The organism is Xanthocytophaga agilis, assembly GCF_030068605.1.
Classification (GTDB): Bacteria; Bacteroidota; Bacteroidia; order Cytophagales; family 172606-1; genus Xanthocytophaga; species Xanthocytophaga agilis.
In genome coordinates this window covers 155,517-172,558 of record NZ_JASJOU010000008.1, presented here as the reverse complement: position 1 = coordinate 172,558, position 17,042 = coordinate 155,517, and the positions used below count along the sequence as shown (strand labels likewise).

General features: G+C 39.7%; 14 protein-coding genes and 1 pseudogene. 10 read left to right on the top strand and 5 right to left on the bottom strand.

All coding sequences use genetic code 11. The features are described from left to right. The first annotated feature begins 24 nt into the window (after positions 1-24). The 8 genes from QNI22_RS22235 to QNI22_RS22200 all read left to right on the top strand — a co-directional run bounded on the left by QNI22_RS22235 (position 25) and on the right by QNI22_RS22200 (position 7,878). The gene (locus QNI22_RS22235) at positions 25-447 is read left to right on the top strand and encodes a BrxA/BrxB family bacilliredoxin (protein WP_313985414.1); all 423 of its coding nucleotides are present in this window, start codon (positions 25-27) and stop codon (positions 445-447) included. Positions 448-738: 291 nt separating this feature from the next. After that, positions 739-2,604, top strand: coding sequence for a BamA/TamA family outer membrane protein (locus tag QNI22_RS22230; RefSeq protein WP_314514046.1), 1,866 nt, complete (start codon positions 739-741; stop codon positions 2,602-2,604). A 93-nt stretch (positions 2,605-2,697) separates the two neighbouring features. After that, the gene (locus tag QNI22_RS22225) at positions 2,698-3,366 is read left to right on the top strand and encodes a macro domain-containing protein (RefSeq protein WP_314514045.1); all 669 of its coding nucleotides are present in this window, start codon (positions 2,698-2,700) and stop codon (positions 3,364-3,366) included. A gap of 61 nt (positions 3,367-3,427) precedes the next feature. Continuing rightward, positions 3,428-3,892 carry a DinB family protein gene (locus QNI22_RS22220; RefSeq protein ID WP_314514044.1) on the top strand — a complete coding sequence of 155 codons (465 nt, stop codon included), beginning with the start codon at positions 3,428-3,430 and terminating at the stop codon, positions 3,890-3,892. Between the two features lie 145 nt (positions 3,893-4,037). Next, positions 4,038-4,670 (top strand): sugar transferase, encoded by a 633-nt coding sequence (locus QNI22_RS22215; protein WP_313985427.1) that lies wholly within the window; start codon positions 4,038-4,040, stop codon positions 4,668-4,670. A gap of 9 nt (positions 4,671-4,679) precedes the next feature. Further along, positions 4,680-5,300 (top strand): acetyltransferase, encoded by a 621-nt coding sequence (locus QNI22_RS22210; protein WP_314514043.1) that lies wholly within the window; start codon positions 4,680-4,682, stop codon positions 5,298-5,300. An 87-nt stretch (positions 5,301-5,387) separates the two neighbouring features. Then, positions 5,388-6,539, top strand: coding sequence for a DegT/DnrJ/EryC1/StrS family aminotransferase (locus QNI22_RS22205; RefSeq protein WP_314514042.1), 1,152 nt, complete (start codon positions 5,388-5,390; stop codon positions 6,537-6,539). A gap of 331 nt (positions 6,540-6,870) precedes the next feature. Next, positions 6,871-7,878 carry a hypothetical protein gene (locus QNI22_RS22200; protein WP_314514041.1) on the top strand — a complete coding sequence of 336 codons (1,008 nt, stop codon included), beginning with the start codon at positions 6,871-6,873 and terminating at the stop codon, positions 7,876-7,878. 693 nt (positions 7,879-8,571) lie between these two features. Here QNI22_RS22200 and QNI22_RS22195 read toward each other — a convergent pair. From QNI22_RS22195 to QNI22_RS22185, 3 genes are all read right to left on the bottom strand, one after another. Beyond that, the gene (locus QNI22_RS22195; RefSeq protein ID WP_314514040.1) at positions 8,572-10,011 is read right to left on the bottom strand and encodes an MBL fold metallo-hydrolase; all 1,440 of its coding nucleotides are present in this window, start codon (positions 10,009-10,011) and stop codon (positions 8,572-8,574) included. A 141-nt stretch (positions 10,012-10,152) separates the two neighbouring features. Next, positions 10,153-11,070: a TIGR01777 family oxidoreductase gene (locus QNI22_RS22190; RefSeq protein WP_314514039.1), complete on the bottom strand. Its 918-nt coding sequence runs from the start codon at positions 11,068-11,070 to the stop codon at positions 10,153-10,155. Positions 11,071-11,254: 184 nt separating this feature from the next. Next, positions 11,255-11,746: a cytochrome-c peroxidase gene (locus QNI22_RS22185; protein WP_314514038.1), complete on the bottom strand. Its 492-nt coding sequence runs from the start codon at positions 11,744-11,746 to the stop codon at positions 11,255-11,257. Between the two features lie 72 nt (positions 11,747-11,818). On the opposite strand from QNI22_RS22185, the gene QNI22_RS22180 reads away from it, so the two are divergent. Beyond that, positions 11,819-12,004 carry a hypothetical protein gene (locus QNI22_RS22180; RefSeq protein ID WP_314514037.1) on the top strand — a complete coding sequence of 62 codons (186 nt, stop codon included), beginning with the start codon at positions 11,819-11,821 and terminating at the stop codon, positions 12,002-12,004. Positions 12,005-12,405: 401 nt separating this feature from the next. Beyond that, entirely contained in the window at positions 12,406-13,200 is a 795-nt protein-coding gene (locus QNI22_RS22175) for a Ser-Thr-rich GPI-anchored membrane family protein (protein ID WP_314514036.1), read from the top strand. 266 nt (positions 13,201-13,466) lie between these two features. Here the strand turns inward: QNI22_RS22175 and tnpC are convergent. Together tnpC and QNI22_RS22165 are read right to left on the bottom strand one after the other, a co-directional pair. Next, a pseudogene (tnpC, locus tag QNI22_RS40330) lies at positions 13,467-14,980 on the bottom strand (IS66 family transposase). Between the two features lie 81 nt (positions 14,981-15,061). After that, positions 15,062-16,444, bottom strand: a complete 1,383-nt coding sequence (locus tag QNI22_RS22165) for an SBBP repeat-containing protein (RefSeq protein ID WP_314514035.1) — start codon at positions 16,442-16,444, stop codon at positions 15,062-15,064. Between the last annotated feature and the right edge of the window lie 598 nt (positions 16,445-17,042).

Genomic DNA, 17,042 nt, shown 5'->3' with positions numbered 1-17,042 from the left:
ACAATTAACCATTATTCATATATTATGTATCCTGAACCATTAGTTGCTCCTATGCGTCAAGATTTGACCGTAGCGGGTTTTGAAGAATTGAAAACCCCTGAGGACGTAGTTAATACTTTGGAAAACCAGCAAGGTACTTTACTGGTAGTAGTAAACTCTGTTTGTGGTTGTGCTGCTGGAGCTGCTCGTCCAGGTGTAAAACTGGCATTGGAAAGTAGCAGTGCAAAACCAGATAAGATTGCTACTGTGTTTGCAGGAGTTGATACAGCTGCTACAGCAAAGGCCCGTGAATATTTTCTACCTTATCCTCCATCTTCTCCTTCTATCGCTTTGTTTAAAGATGGAGAACTGGTTCATTTTATTGAGCGCCATCACATTGAAGGCCGTAATGCAAAAATGATTGCTGACCATCTGGTAATGGCATTCGACGAGTTTTGCACTAAGTAATTTTTGATTTTTCCCAAAAGAAAAGGGCTTGCGATATTCGCAAGCCCTTTTCTTTTGGGAAAAGGATTTTTTTGTTATTAAATATTATTTATCTAATTCTTTCTTAGGCCCGGTTTTTGTGTTAATTTACAAAACCAGAAAAATTCTACTAATTCGATAAAGCCAGTTGTGGGCGCATAATAAATTACAATAATTTCCAAATACAGATAAGGGCAAGTGTGTAGATTTTTTGAAAGATATCTAGGAAGGTTACTGATGTTTTTCTGTTGTGCCGGATGTATACATCCATGTATGGCTCAACAGGGAGATGCTGTTTCTGATCCGGATTCATTAAATCAAAAGATTTTGCTCAAAGAACTACGTTTGGATAGTGCAGATGCTGCAAAAAGCCGAATAGATACAACCCTCTTATATAAGAAGTTAAAACGCAAAATGCAAAAGCACCGGTTTAGCCGGGCTGTGTTTGAATTTCTGTTCCGGGACCCTTACAGTCGGACTGTAAGTCGTACGCCTACCTCTCCTATAGATCCTAATTGTACCTATGAAGGAAGCTTTATAGGAAACATTCAGATTCAACGTCTAGATCCGTTTGGCCCCCGCGTAACAGATACTTTGCGTTTGCCTGCCAACTGGTTTGAAAAGGCTGGTAACACTATGCATAGAGATACCCGGGAAGCTGTAATACGAAAAAGCCTGATGTTTCAGCGCGGATATCCATTTGTGGCTTCTATGATTAGTGACAATGAACGTATTTTGCGTTTGACCCCCAACCTGCTGGATGCCAGGATTTACGCTGTTCCGCGTAAAGGTCGCTCAGATACCGTGGATATCCTGGTAGTAACTCAGGATGTATGGTCTATTAATGGGAGTATTGACACAGATTTTCAGCAGACCATAGGAGTGAATGTAGACGATTTGAATTTCCTGGGACTAGGTCATGAAAAAGCATTGGGTATTTCTTATAGTCAGGCACCTCATCCCTATACCCATAAACCAAGAGGGTGGGGCATTCAGAGTCTTTATCGGGTACCCTATATTGGAAAAACCTTTATTTCTGGTACGCTGCAATATGTAAATAGATGGACTCAGGAACGGTATGCTGTAATCGCTCAGCGTAAGTTTTTAACACCCAATATGAAATACGCAGGTGGTTTAGAACTAAGCCGGAATAGGATATATGTGGAATCCAATCCCTTTATCAGAGATTCGGAAGTATTTCCTGTAGGATATGACTATGCAGATTTCTGGTTGGGGCGTGCATTTCGTACGCAATGGACAGGCGAACGTACCCGGATGGTTTTGGCTGCCAGAGTAATTGGAAATCGTTACTGGGAACGTCCTGAGGTTCGTGCAGATACAAATCAACTATATCAGCATAGATGGCTAAATTTATATAGTATTGGTTTCTCTACCCGTAATTATCTGCGAGATGTATTAATTTATGGTTTTGGACGAACCGAGGATGTGCCTTATGGAAGCCTGGTATCTTTTACAACGGGTATGGAAAGGCGTGAGTTTGGCGTGCGCAGTTACATAGGTATGAAGATGGCACATGGGCAGTACTTTCAGCGTTTTGGATATCTGCTTCTGGGTTTTAATGCCGGAAGTTATATCCGGAATGGTCTATGGGAACAGGGAGCATGGAGAGGCGAAGTAAATTACTTTAGCCGTTTGCTTACTGTGGGAACGTCTCAACTTCGCCAATTTATAAATCTTCGGTACACAAGAGGATTCGGGCGGTTTAACGGAGAATATATTGACATTAATAATGCAAACGGTATTCGGGGAATTACCAATGTCGGACTTAGAGGCCAACAGAGTTTGGTTCTGAATATAGAAACAGTTCTTTTTACTCCATTGAACATATTAGGCTTTCAGGTTGCTATGTTTGGCTATGTAGATCTGGGATGGATAGGAACCAGTAGCAAAGAAGTGGTGAAGGTACCTCTTTACCAGGGATATGGGATAGGCATACGTTTGCGCAATGAAAACCTTACTTTTAATACATTTCAGTTCAGACTGGGTTTCTACAATGGCTTTGCTGGACTGATATCTCCTTTTCGGACTGAATTTTCCGAAATACCCCGCAGTCGGTTAACAGATTTTGATATTAATGCACCTGAAGTAGTCCCGTTTGGCGCCTTAGGAGTTCAATAAAAGATAAAATCTGACTTTCATCTTCTTCAATGGCATCATTTGTGAGGAGCACTGCTTATTATGTGGTTCCAACTCTACACTTTTCTAAAACGCATGCGTTTATCTATATATAAGCCCTTTGGTAAAGGCTTATCAGATCAGGAAATAAAGATTTCAATTTGTGATACCAATCCGGAGATTATACAGGTTTTTGCAGAAATATTTGCGGATGAGAAAAGGGTTGAAGTTGTTCAGGGAAATATACTGAATCTAACTGCTGATGCACTGGTTAGCCCTGCCAACAGCTTTGGTGATATGAGTGGTGGATTAGATAAGGTAATAGATGATTTTTATAATGGAGAGGCTCAACGGAAGGCTCAACAATACATTCGTCATCATTACTTTGGTGAGATGCCGGTTGGAATGGCGGGTATTCTGGAAATGAAAAGACAACCCTATCCTTATCTGATTGTAGCTCCTACTATGCGTATTCCTGGCAATGTCGGGAAGACTATACATGCGTATCTTGCTATGAGAGCCACTCTTCAGGCTGTTTTGACACATAACTTCACCTGTGAAGAAAGAATACGTCATATCGCACTTCCAAGCCTTTGTACAGGAATAGGTGGGATGCCTTATCGGGAAGCTGCTGAACAGATGTTTACAGCTATACATTCCATTTTAGATGAGGACTGGAAACTGGTGGTACATCCGGCTATGGCTCCTTACGCTTTGGGACCCCGTTGGGCATTGTCAGAAAAGATGAATAAATTCAAGCCATAAATAGCCTGTATTAGCTATTTAGACAATTTTATCATTCAGAAAACCTACCTGCTCACATTTCATGGAAAAAGTTATTGATGTTATAAAGACCTCCCGAAGAAATTTTATCAAACTGATGGATGGGCTATCACTGGATACCTTAAATGAAGTCCCTACTGGATTTAATAATAATCTTGTCTGGCATCTGGGACATCTGGTAGCAAGTCAGCAAATTCTATGTTACCAGTTTGCCAATCAGAAGCCACTGATTGAAGAAAAATACATTCTGAAGTATAAGAATGGGACCAGACCCGAAGCCTATATTGATCAGGAAGAGTTTAATATTCTGAAAAACTACTTCACAACACTAATTGATCAATTAGAAAAAGACCTTTCAACCAATCTGTTTGACAACTATAATTCCTATGTTTCTCCAACCTATGGAATTGAAATCCGAAATATCACGGATGTAGTCAAATACGTTTCTTTTCATGAAGGATTCCATCTGGGATATGCAACAGCCATCAGACGACTGGTTAGAAAATAACTATATGTAGAGAAAATATTTTTTTTAGTTGAGCTAAGCCTACAAAATATGTTACTTTGAGCCTCCGGATATAGTTTCGGGGGCTTTTGATTTTTTAGTATCGTAAGATTTGTAGACCAGTACAGTAAGAGAAAATAAACAATTCATGTATCGAATGTATTTTAAGCGACTGATAGATAGCATAATATCAGTTGTTTTATTGATTTTGACATTGCCTTTCAGCCTGACTGCTGCTATCCTTTTATCTTTTGCTAACCAGGGAAAAATATTCTTTATACAACAGCGACCCGGATTACATGGCAAGCCGTTCCGGATTATCAAGTTTAAAACAATGAATGACAGGCGGGATGCTTCAGGTGAGCTTTTACCTGACGCCATTCGTCTGACGAAAATAGGCCGGTTGGTGCGTAAAACTTCCATTGATGAACTACCACAGCTAATCAATGTTTTGCGTGGGGATATCAGTCTGATAGGGCCACGACCTTTGTTAATGGAGTATCTGCCTTTATATAATGAAACGCAGCGTCGACGTCATGAAGTAAGGCCTGGTATAACAGGATGGGCACAGGTAAACGGGCGCAACATGCTATCCTGGGAAAAGAAGTTTGAATATGATGTATACTATGTCGATCATGTAAGCCTTGCCCTGGATATAAAGATTTTCTTTCTAACTATTCTGAAGATTATCCAGGGAGAGGGAATTAGTGCAGACAATAGTGCTACTATGGAAAAGTTTAGAGGGACTAACACTTCTTCTCAAAAAGAATTGAATAATTAAGCAAGATCTATGATTTTATATGGAGGTAGCGGACATGCAAAAGTAATTTTTGATTGTCTGGATGCACGAGGAATAACTGTGTTGGGAGTGTTTGATGACAATCCGGATCTGCGTACATTTCAGAATATGCCTTTTCTTGGAGCCTATAATCCGCAGATATTGGATAAGGAGAAAGTAATTATTGCTATAGGGAATAACCGGATACGGCAGACTCTTAGTCAACGGATTACTCATAGCTTTGGAACGGTTGTTCATCCATCTGCTGAAGTGTCGCGCTTTGTGAAAGGTATTGGAGACGGAACTGTAATCTTTCACAGAGCAGTAGTACAGGCAGATACCTATGTTGGAGAGCATTGTATCATCAATACTGCTTCCAGTGTAGATCATGATTGTATACTGGAAGATTTGGTACATATTTCTCCTAATGCAACGTTGTGTGGTGGGGTGAAGGTAGGGAAAGGAACACACATAGGTGCTTCGGCTACTGTAATTCCGGGTGTTCGTATTGGAGAGTGGTGTGTCATTGGTGCCGGAGCCGTTGTTACACAGGATATACCCGATTTTGCAGTAGCTGTGGGTGTGCCAGCACGTGTGATTCGTCAGATAGGTAATACAGTAGCAAAAGAATGATAATTGTAAAATTATATTATTTTTGCCAGAAGGCGGGCCGAATTTTGTGAGAGTGAGGAGTAACGATTGCATTTAACCAATTAAACCATGAACAAACGCATTTATCTTTCTCCGCCTCATATGGGTGGAAACGAACAGAAATATATTGCAGACGCATTTGACCAGAACTGGATTGCTCCTCTTGGGCCGAATGTTGATAATTTTGAAAAAGATTTATGTGAGTTTACCGGAGCCAAAAAAGCTGCTGCCTTGAGTTCGGGAACAGCAGCCATTCATCTGGCTCTGATATTATTAGGAATAGGAGAGGGAGACGAAGTATTGTGTCCAACCTTTACATTCTCTGCAACAACCAATCCGATTGTATATCAGAAGGCAACCCCTATTTTTGTAGATAGTAATTACCGTACCTGGAATATCTGTCCCGATCATACCCGACAGGCTATTAAAGACCGGATTCGTTTGGGCAAGAAACCCAAAGCCTTGATTATTGTTCATTTGTATGGGCAGTCTGCTTCTATGTTGGAATTAATGGATCTGGCCGATGAGTTTGGAATACCAGTCATTGAGGATGCCGCAGAAGCCTTGGGGGCTACCTATCGCGGCAGAGCCTTGGGAACGTTTGGTAAATTTGGTATTTTATCTTTCAATGGCAATAAGATCATTACTACATCCGGAGGTGGAGCCTTATTATCAGACGAACCTGCTTTGGTAGAGAAGGCTCGTTTTCTGGCTACACAAGCCCGAGACCAGGCTCCTCACTATCAGCATTCTCAGATTGGCTATAATTATCGTATGAGCAACATTGTGGCCGGTATTGGACGTGGGCAGATGGAAGTGATTACCCAACGGGTGGAGGCTCGTCGTAAAGTATTTGATTTTTATAAAGAAGCCCTAAAAGATATTCCTGCTATATCCTTTTCTCCTGAACTGGAAAGTAGTATGGGTAATCGCTGGCTTACCTGTATTGTCATTGATGAGGAACTATCCGGAGGAGTAACCCGAGAAGACATTCGTCTGGCACTGGAAGCTGAGAATATTGAATCAAGACCACTCTGGAAGCCGATGCATTTACAGCCTGTATTTGAGATGCATCCGTATTATGGTTCCAACCACGTAGCCGCGGATTTGTTTAATCGCGGACTGTGCCTTCCATCTGGATCGAGTCTTACTGCTGAAGATCTGGACAGAGTTGTGGCCATTATGCGGAAAACTTTCCAGAATCCTCCTAAAAAAGCTTGAGAGGTGGTTTAGATTATTTTTAAAGAGGCGAAAAGAGTAAATTTTAGAGCGAACTGAGACAATTTTGAGGAGCGTAGCAAAAGCTACGGGCCGAAAAATAGGCGAAGGTGCAGCCTAAAATCTACCTTTGCAGCCTTTAAAAAGAATTTATACCACCTCTGAGTGCCAATGCTTTCAGGAATGAAAAGATATACTACTTTCTATACAATAAAATCAGAAACTTACATGTTTATATTTTTAGTAAGGATGCTTGATTTGAGTTTCTCCTCTCTGTAGTATATCTTTTCATTAAGTAACCTGCCAAAGGGTTACGCAATAAATCCTTCCTGATATGCACAAATTATGTTACTGTAAATGGCTGACAGCCATCGTGTTATCGGCTTTTTGCCATGTCTCTTATGCTCAACGCACTCTCCAGCCGAAAGAAAAGAGAACGTATGCAGTAGAACTACTTAAAAAATACAATCCGGAAGGATGGAAAATACTCCGACAGGTAGACTCGCTGGCATTTCATCATCCCTATGATCAATATGTAGAAGGCAATACGGAATTTGATGTCAGAAACTCATTAGGGACGATTGTGCACGAAATGAATCACGGATATGCCTCTTTATTAGCAGGAAAGCTGAAGCCAAAGGATGCACAAAACTATATGTGTTATTATCTGGGAAGTGATGAATACCATTTAGTGAAATTTACAGATGTCTTTCCAACAGAAAAAATGGGAAGAAACATTCCGAAAAACTTACGTACGTTCCGTTTTGATACCTATATCTATAATCCCAAAGAATCCATAGCACTCGCATCCAATACGTTGGGAATCTATGGGTTAATGGACGAGTGGGTTGCTTACTATCATGGCACACTTACGGATGTAAATATGAATTGCTGGTATGAAGAAAATACACCAGGCAATGCAGAAGATTGGTACGACTATTTCTCAAATGTGTGTAGTGCTATCAATGCACATCAGGAGTTTAAATTTTTCTGTTTGTCGTATCTGGTTTATGCCCAAAAGTATTACCCGCAGGATTACAAAGCACTAATGCAAAACCACGAACTGGTAGAAACATTTTTGAAGGTCAATGAATTATTTACCCAGTTGGTAAAGAAGTATGAGAAAACGAAGGAGAAAATTTTTACAGATTTGCGTGCAAAAGGGGTAAAAGTAGTGGAAGAAGATGAGTGGATTTATCTGAATCGTTTTGGCGCAGGAAATTATCTCACAGAATATAAGCTATTAGGAAAGGAAATGCAGAAACCTGCTTACCAGCAAATGCTTCAGAATTTAAAAGGCGCGAATAAGCTGGCTATGCATGGGAGCTTTGGCAGGCAATAGTAAACATTGAGTTATATCATCAAAAGATAGAGCCTGTATTCTTTCGAGAGTATAGGCTCTCTTCTTTTAGTAAGATTGCTCTGTTCTTTAGCTTTTGGATTAGTGCTTACTACATTTTAATATTCTCTCTTCCTGAGATTTCTCAGATTTCTTTTCATCTTTCTTCCACTGACCTCCTACTTTTTTGCTTGTCCAAAAAAGTAGGCCAAAAAGGACACTTTTTCCCGATCCTTCCGCCCGCAGGCCAAAGACCAACCTCGCGGGAAAAAGAAGCCCTACGCACCTACACTTCCTTCCACGATTAAAGTTAGCACAACTCTCTTTGTGGCTTATTTATTTTCTGAAAGGATTGTTTTCTATTCTTGAATTATTCCTTCTTCCTGTTCTTCTGAGAGAAACAGTCACTCTCTTTTTGTCCTTCTGAAAGAAACTTTTGACAAATAGAGCCATGCTTGGTTTCTGAGAGAAAATATACTCCAGTTGGAAAGGTCGCCGGTCTTGTCACAAGATTCTTTCAGAAGGACAAAAAGGAAGAGAACCGTCCAAAAGGAGATAGGATGTATTCCTTTCTGTAGGATAATAGGAGTGGAACACTCCCTTATAAAAATCTTGCACTATTCTACCCAAAAAAATAAAAGGCAGTTTAAGGATAATTATAACAAAACAGGCACAATGTAGATTGTGCCTGTTTTGTTATAATTCAAACTCATCGCCCCATTTAGGAATTTGGATGTCTGTGTATCCCCGATAGTGCAGATGCGACTTAAAGGATTCCATACTTTCAAGTTCGCCGTGTACCAGGAAGATCGTTTTCAGCTTGTCGTTGGATTGGTATTCTACAAAGTCTGTAAGATCATCCAGGTCGCCGTGGCCGCTGAATACGTCTATACTTTTGATCGTAGCCATAATCGGAATTTCTTTGTCTTTGGAGATAGACAAGCTTCTCATTCCTTTTAGCAGTTTATTGCCCAGCGTTCCTTCTGCAGCAAAGCCTACCAGCAGAATAGTAGCATACGGGTTAGGGAGGTTTGTCATTACGTGGTGCTCAACCCGGCCTCCTGAAATCATTCCGGATGAGGAAATGATAATGCAGGGTTCATTGTAGTTAGCAATGGCTTTACTTTGTTTCATATCCTGCACATAGGTCAGGTTGTCAAAGTCAAACAATTCCTCGTGTTCCTCATAAAACTCCTTCGCTTCCTTGTTGAGCAAGCCAATATTCTTTTCATATACACGTGTACTTGCCAGTGCCAGCGGACTGTCTGAGAAAACCTTGATAGGAGGGAGCCCTTCTTCTGTATAGAGTTTGTTTAATACAAACAATAAAGCTTGTGTACGTCCTACACTGAATGCTGGGATGATAAGACGTCCAGGTTGGTCAATACAGGTTTCCTTAATAATCTTTGCGAGGGCCTCTTCGGGAGCATCTTTATCTGCGTGTCTGCGGCCACCATACGTAGATTCACAAACCAGGTAGTCTACCTGAGGCATACGTTGTGGATCTGGCAGAAGGGGATAATTTTTGCGACCTACATCACCCGAAAAGCCAATGCTCTTCTTCACTCCGTTCTCTTCAATATCCAGTACTATGTTTGCCGCTCCGAGTAAATGTCCGGTTGGAATGAATGTGACACTGATGGTTTTGCTGACTTTAAATTTTTGATTAAAGCCGATGGTTACAAATCGGTCTGTTGTTTCGTGTACCTGTTTCTCAAGATACAGTTCCAGTGGATTGGGTCTAAACTTCTTTTTGGAAGTTTTTTTCTTTTTGCCGGCTGGTTCACTTTGCAGTTCTTTTACTCGTTTGGCATTCAGTGCGGCTGCATCCCGCAATAACAAATCTGCCAGTGGCAGAGTGGCTGTTGTACAAAGAATCTGTCCTTCGTAGCCTTCCCGGATCAGATTAGGCAAGTTGCCGGAATGGTCAATATGTGCGTGTGTAAGTAAAACCAGATTAATCTGAGATGGCTCAAATGGAAACAAACTATAGTGTCCCAATAATTTATCTCTTTCTACTTTTTGTTTATCTAAGTCGGTACCACAATCAATCAGAATTGTATAGCCATCTTCTAACTCCAGTAAAAACATACTGCCCGTAACTTGACGAGCCGCGCCCCAAAACGTTAATTTCATCTATAGCTAATGTAAATTTTTGAATAGTAAAACCCCAATCTTACCCGCAAAAGTTCAAAACTATGCGATTTTGCCTATGGTGAGCAAAAATAACGCAAAAAAGCGGAATAGAAAGAGTCTACCAGATAAAAGGGCTGAATCTCAGTCAGAAGTATGAAATAGGTCTTTTAGGGCGGTAGACAAATCCGGAAATTGATAGGTAAAACCGGTTTGCGCAATTTTCTGATTAGAGATTTTTAAACTTCCCAAAACCGTATCTGCCAGCTGACCCACAAGAAGCTTTAAGGCAAAGGCTGGAACGTTTGGCAAAAATAGAGGGCGTTTCAGAGTGTGTGCTGCTACACGAATTAATTCTTTATTGGTATCCGGATGAGGGCCTACAGCGTTGTATGCACCGTGTAGTTGCTCATTCTCCATCGCATGAATAATCATCCTGCATAAATCGTCGATATGTATCCAGGAAGTCCATTGTTTGCCTGACCCCAATGCCGCCCCTACGCCAAACTTTACAGGCGCTGTCATCTTGACTAGGGCTCCCCCTTTATCACTGAGCACAATACCAATACGCAGCATGACTGTACGGATACCCAGATCTGCAATGGTTTGTGCAGAGGCTTCCCATACTTTTGACACTTCGGCCAGAAACGTAGAGGCATACGAAGAAGTCTCTGTCAGCAGCTCATCTCCACGATCATCGCCATAAATGCTAATACCAGAGGCCGATACAAAAGCTTTGGGTTTGTGTCCTGTTTTCTGTAACGTATCATGTATCAATCGGGCTGATTCTGTCCGGCTTTCTATGATTTCTTTCTTTCTCTCGTCTGTCCACCGCTCATCCGCTACACCTGCACCCGCCAGATGGATGATATAGTCTGCACTCTCTACCGCACCAGGTTCTATGTATTGTTTTCGTACGTCCCATTGATAGACAGTGAGATTAGGAATGTTTTCTTTTTTCCGGCTCACAATAGAAACCTGATAGCCTTTTTGTTGTAAGAGTTCAGTAAGTCTTTTGCCTACAAGACCTGTACCACCTGTAATAAGAACTTTTGCGGACATAGCTACTATATTTTGGAGAGGATGACTTCTAGTTCAATGAAAAAAATAAAAATGTATAGGTCGTTATTTTGCTATATACAACTCTTTTTGTACATAAATGTTATGAGCACTTTAAAATATGAATGCCTGAGTGATATACCCAGGCATTGAGAAGGTAAAATCTATATAAAATGTTACACTTTATTCATTCATTTCTGACAATGGTATTGATGGACTGAGGCACATCACTCAGGGTCATCATAAAAGCGATTAGCTCTTTCTTTTCCTTTTCTGTAAGAGAAAGCTGATCCGGTGAAAGCGTCTGGTTGGGTACATTAATGCCTATACCAGCTCCACCTCCTTTGTTATAAAAGTCTATAACCTCTTCCAACGTTTTATAAACCCCATTATGCATATAGGGAGCTGTATACTCTATATTACGGATAGTGGTAGTCTTAAATGCGTTTTTATGCGTATCTGAGTGAGTAGTTATATATTTACCCAGGTCAGGATCAATTTCGTAACTATTCACTGATGCAGGTACACCCAATACTTCACTTTCTGTTTTATGGAAAGAAGGAGGCACTGTGCCATTAAACAGTGGGATAAAGTGACAGGTACCACATTTGGCTTTTCCAGTAAAGAGATTGAATCCATTCTTTTCCTCTGATGTCAGCAGGTGTTTTTCGCCACGCATATATCTGTCAAACCGGGAGTTGAATCGTGTAAGAGAGCGGGTATAGCTAGCCAGTTAATTACCAAACTACACATGAAGGTAGAACCAGCGTATGCTCAACTGAAAGACCAGTTTTTAATTGAACGAAACTATGTCAAGTCCTTTGATGGATTTAAAACCTGTATTTTGTCAAAAGTTCTTGCCTTAAGTTTAGTCAAATCCTTTAATCAACTTGAACTTTCGCGCCAGATTAATCACATTAAACAGCCTATCTTTTAACTCACACAACCCATAATATATAATAAAATACTTTTAGAAGTAGTTCTGATTTCATATTTATTAGTCTTTGTAGAAAGTGTTAAGAAATACTCCATTTTATTTAATCATCTAATTTCTTCTATTCTGTTCAAAAGTTATCTTTTGTTAACAAAAAGATAACTTTTGAACAGAATTAATTACAGCAAAAAAACCTTTTTTTGCACAAACGATATATTTAGAGTGAAGTTTAAACAAGAAAATAACCGTTAGTTGCATTTACCTAATTTACTTGTTTCATTTCTCCTTATAGTTAATATTTATAAAATACATTGCACACTAGAAGTATTTGTTTTAGCTATTTCATTTTTCCATTAGATCTATTTAATTTCCTTTTAGTACTCAATTATATATTTTAATCCTGTATGAAAAACTTTACTTTGCTAGTGCGTTTATTAATAATTTGTTTCGGAATTTTAATAGTCAGTTGTCAGCAGAACGAAAATTTAATTCCGAATAATAAAAACAACTCCTCTGCCGCCAAAATTGACTGTAATGGAGAAAATTCATTTCCAATTGGAATAGCATCTCCCCTTCATGGATCTGTTGTAAATGCAGGGAATAGCCTAAAAATCACTTGGCTTTTCTCCCTTTGTAGTACAGTACCAGAGTATTTAGATATATATTTATATCGTGGAAATACCAAAATTATGAATATTGCTTTACATGTGAGCAGTTATAATCAAGTTTCGAATACAAATGGATATATTGAATATGGTTATAACTGGACTATACCAACTTCACTTTGTGGCTATAACGATTATAAAATAAGGGTTACAAAATACAATGCCGCCCTTATTTACTCAGATTCTAATGCATTTTCAATTGTAAACCCAACTTATACCTATTGCAATTGGATTATATCCCCAAATGGTGGAGATTATATTGCTTCAGGATCAAGTCCAGTTGCTGTTCCAATTTCATGGAATGCTTCACTAGTAAATGCAAGCAGCGTTAAAATAGAAGTATTCAAAAAAGATTCTCAAAGCGATTTATTTATATTTGATAGAGTAGCTACTAATTCTGCTCCAAATACAGGAAGTTACACTTATTATTTTGATCTACCTCAAGGTATTGAGTATAAAATTAAGATAACGTCTAACAGTAATCCAAATATTTTTGACTATAGTGATGGGTCTTTTTATGTCATATTTGATTAATAAAGCAAAAGACATTAATAATTTTTAAATCATTTTTTTGTACTCTACCTGCCTGGATATAAGAGACCTACAAGAGTCCTGATAAAGGAACTAAAACTGCCTCTTTCATGCAAGCCAGTGGATTCTTATACTAAAAGGCTTAACAAGGTAAGCCTTTTAGTACATTTTACTCTGGAAAATCTGCTTGGAGAGCAGGTTTTCTTGTTCCTGGATTTTTATCCCAACGAATATATCCCGATACCGTTTGTATGTATGCACCTGACGAACTATATATTGGTAGTTTGAATAATCCGTTTAAAGCCTTGCGGAAACAGATCGGTGAGATTTTTGTGATTAATGGAATATATATTTTCCAGGGTATACTTCAACCATACAAAAGGATTGATATCCTCTTTCTTGCAGATGGCAAAGAAGGAATAAATCATCGCAGCCTGTTGTGCGGCCTGATGACTGCCCGCAAATAAATAGTTCTTTCTCCCCAAAGCAATAGGTCGGATAGCGTTTTCCACCAGATTATTGTCTATCTGTAGTGATCCATCATATAAATAGGCACTCAACGCACCCCAACGAGCATAGGCATAGGCCATCGCCTTTCCGATCTGACTCTTGGGAAGAGTAGATTGGATTTGCTCAAAGGTCCATTGGCCTAACTCATTGAGCATAGGTAGGCATTTCTCTAAATGCACTTGCTTGATTTGTTCTGTGCTCAGTTTTTGTTCTCTACACTTTCGTTCTGCTGTATACAGATGCTGAATGAGCAACAATGCTTTTTCGGCTCTGGGTTGGTCATTATCTAACGCTTTTTCGAACTCACGACGAGCATGTGCCCAACAAGCTAGGTGCGTAATCTGTTTGCTGGCAGCATATTTTTCATACACAGCATAATCATCTGTTTGCAAATAACCTGTAAAGTTGCCTAAAATAGACAAGGGTACACTTGAGCCTCGGGTAGGACTATAGTCAAACAAGACCATTCCATCCAATGGCGCATGGTAAACCCAGTACCAACCTTGATGACAGACCCCTTTTTTCTCACTTTCAAGCACTTTTATCGGTGTCTCATCAACCTGAAGATAGCCTTTGGATTTAGTGTGAAAGACTAACTGCTCATAAAGCGGTTCCAGTTTTAGGAGAGCTTCTTTGATTCAGCCTTCAAGAGTTGAAGAAGGGATCTGGATATTTTCCTTGGCGAAACGCTGTTTTTGCTGGTATAAGGGCAAGTGATCTAGATATTTGTCGGTCAGGATGGTGGCTAAAAAGCCTGCCTCTGTCTATCACTCGTTCAGGAAGTGAGCCCATCTTGACTGGATTCGTCTCTTGTTGATCTGTACGGCTAGCTTGTTGATCTTTAGAAGCGTATTTGTAACGGATATCGCGTTTGATATACAAGCGTGCAGGTTCACATTCCAATTCTTCTGTAATCTCCTAGCCAATGCAAAACATCTATGATAGATCTCTATCAGGATAGATTTCGATTTGTTCTACAGGCAAGTGTCCTGGCAGTTTGACACGTCTGTAGTGATTGGCTCGTTTACGGGTATATTCAACTTGTATAGATTCTATTTTTTCCTTAAAGTCTTGCTATTGGAGTTGTTTCTCTGGTTCAGGAAGATCAAACGGCAGCATCTTTTGATTAGGGGTCAGATTCGAAACATTCGCGCTTCTGTCCAAACTGCATCCGTTTGTACATTTTGGTGGGAAGCAGCTCGTTAGTGATAACACCAAAGACGGAAATAAGGGTCTTTGCCTTAAGTTGACAGCATTCAAGTACAAAGTCCATGCAATTCAAGTACAAAGTCCAGGCAATTTATGAAGTCAATCCTCATAAATTGCCTGGACAGGTTGTAAAGACTGTTTGCTATTACTGTTTCACTTTCCAGAGAAATAAAGCTTCTTTATCTGCTGTCAGAGTTGTTTCATTTACCTGGATGGATTTATAAAACGAACCTGCTACATACAGATTATTGCTGCGGTCCAGTGCAAGGGTGGTACCCATATCAGTGCTTTCACCTCCTGCTTTTTGTGCCCACTGTAACTCGCCTGCATTATTGTATTTGGCTACAAACATGTCACTGCCACCGGCAGGAGTTAAGGTAGTGCTTTCAAGTGTAAAAGGATTATAGAAATAGCCAGTGATATAGACGTTTCCTGAGCCATCTATTCCAAGTGCATTGACATAGTCATCATTATTGCTTGCGGCTGCCTTTACCCATTGAACAGCTCCTGTGTTGTTGTATTTGAGTGTAAAAACATCCGTCTGGCCTTTGGATGTCAGTGTGGTAGTGCCTACAGTGCCAGTACCTGTAAACAAACCTGTAGTATACAGATTACTGGAAGCGTCGAATTTCAGATCTCTGATACTAAACTCTGCATTGGTGCTACCTATTGTTCGGGCATCCAGTACTTCGCCTGTTGCTGAATAATGCACAATGAATACATCGGAGTTACCCTGAACGGTGAGTTGCTTACTACCAAAAGAAATGTCATCATAAAATTCTCCGGCTATATATGGGGTTCCGGAACCATCCAGGGTAATATATCTGCCATATCCGCCTCCACTTTTAACCCATTGCATCTCTCCTGAGCTGGTATATTTGGCAATATAGGTGTTTCGTCCATTTCCAACTGCTGTCAATGTGGTGTTTCCAATAATGGTTTCTGTATAAAAATTGCCTGTAATATATATGTTATCAGTCCCATCTATGACAACATCAGTTCCATAGTCCAGGTTGGCACTACCTGCTTGTTTTACCCATTGTGCAGTTCCTTCGCTGGTATATTTAGCCAGGAAGATATCAATATAGCCCTTTGAGGTCAGCGATGTGCCACCGATAATTGCTGCATAGCTAAACTCTCCTATAACGAACACATTTCCAGATGCATCCAGTGCTAAACTTCTGGCAACATCGGTATCTGCTCCACCTTCCTGCTTTACCCATTGTAGTTCGCCCTTCGCATTGTATTTAGCCAGAAAGATATCATCGCTTTGGCCTTGAGCTGTCAGGGTAGTGGTGCCAAAGACAGCTATACCAGAAAAAGATCCTGTCACATACAGGTTACCATCTTTGTCTACCAGTTGTTTTTTGGGAGTAATATACCCAGTGGCTTTCACAGCATAGGGGGTGGTACTAATTTCAGGATCTACAGCAGGTGTAGGAGGAGTATCCTCTTTTTTACAGGATGAAAAAGTCATAGCCACAACTCCGGCTATAATGAGTGAGCATAGCAGATTGTTTTTACGCATAGGAATCATCTTAGTGTTTAATCGTAAAAAAATAGAGTAATATAGAAAAATTGAGAAATCAGTGATAATAAAACAACATTCATTCACGATGTTGAATTGTATAACTTATTGTAACATGTATACATACATATATTATACAAGATAGCCACCTTAAAGTAACCTCTGTTTTATGAATTTTATTTTTATTTTAAACACAAGGTGCTTGTTATATACGTTTATGGACATAATTTCAGGCTTCTATATCAGAAGAATGTGTGTTCTGGTAACTTTACTGAGAAAACAAGTGTCAGGCAAAAGTGATAAGTCGATGGATAATTACATTGAATACAGATTCTTTGCTGGAAGTCTGCCTGGGTAAAGTGGAAAGAAAACGATAGAGTTATTTTGAATCTCTTTTACTTTGCATGAATGAAGCAAAAAAGTATATATTCTCCAAGGATGCTTTTTGTTGAGCTAGACGTTTTGAATTACTTTATAGAGAGCCTAACAATAAAAGGAGATAAATAATGAAGCTCAAAAGAGTTGTATTTATTGTTGGCAATTTAATTGCGATATATGGTATTTATGCAATAATTAATGATGCCTTCATTTATAACCA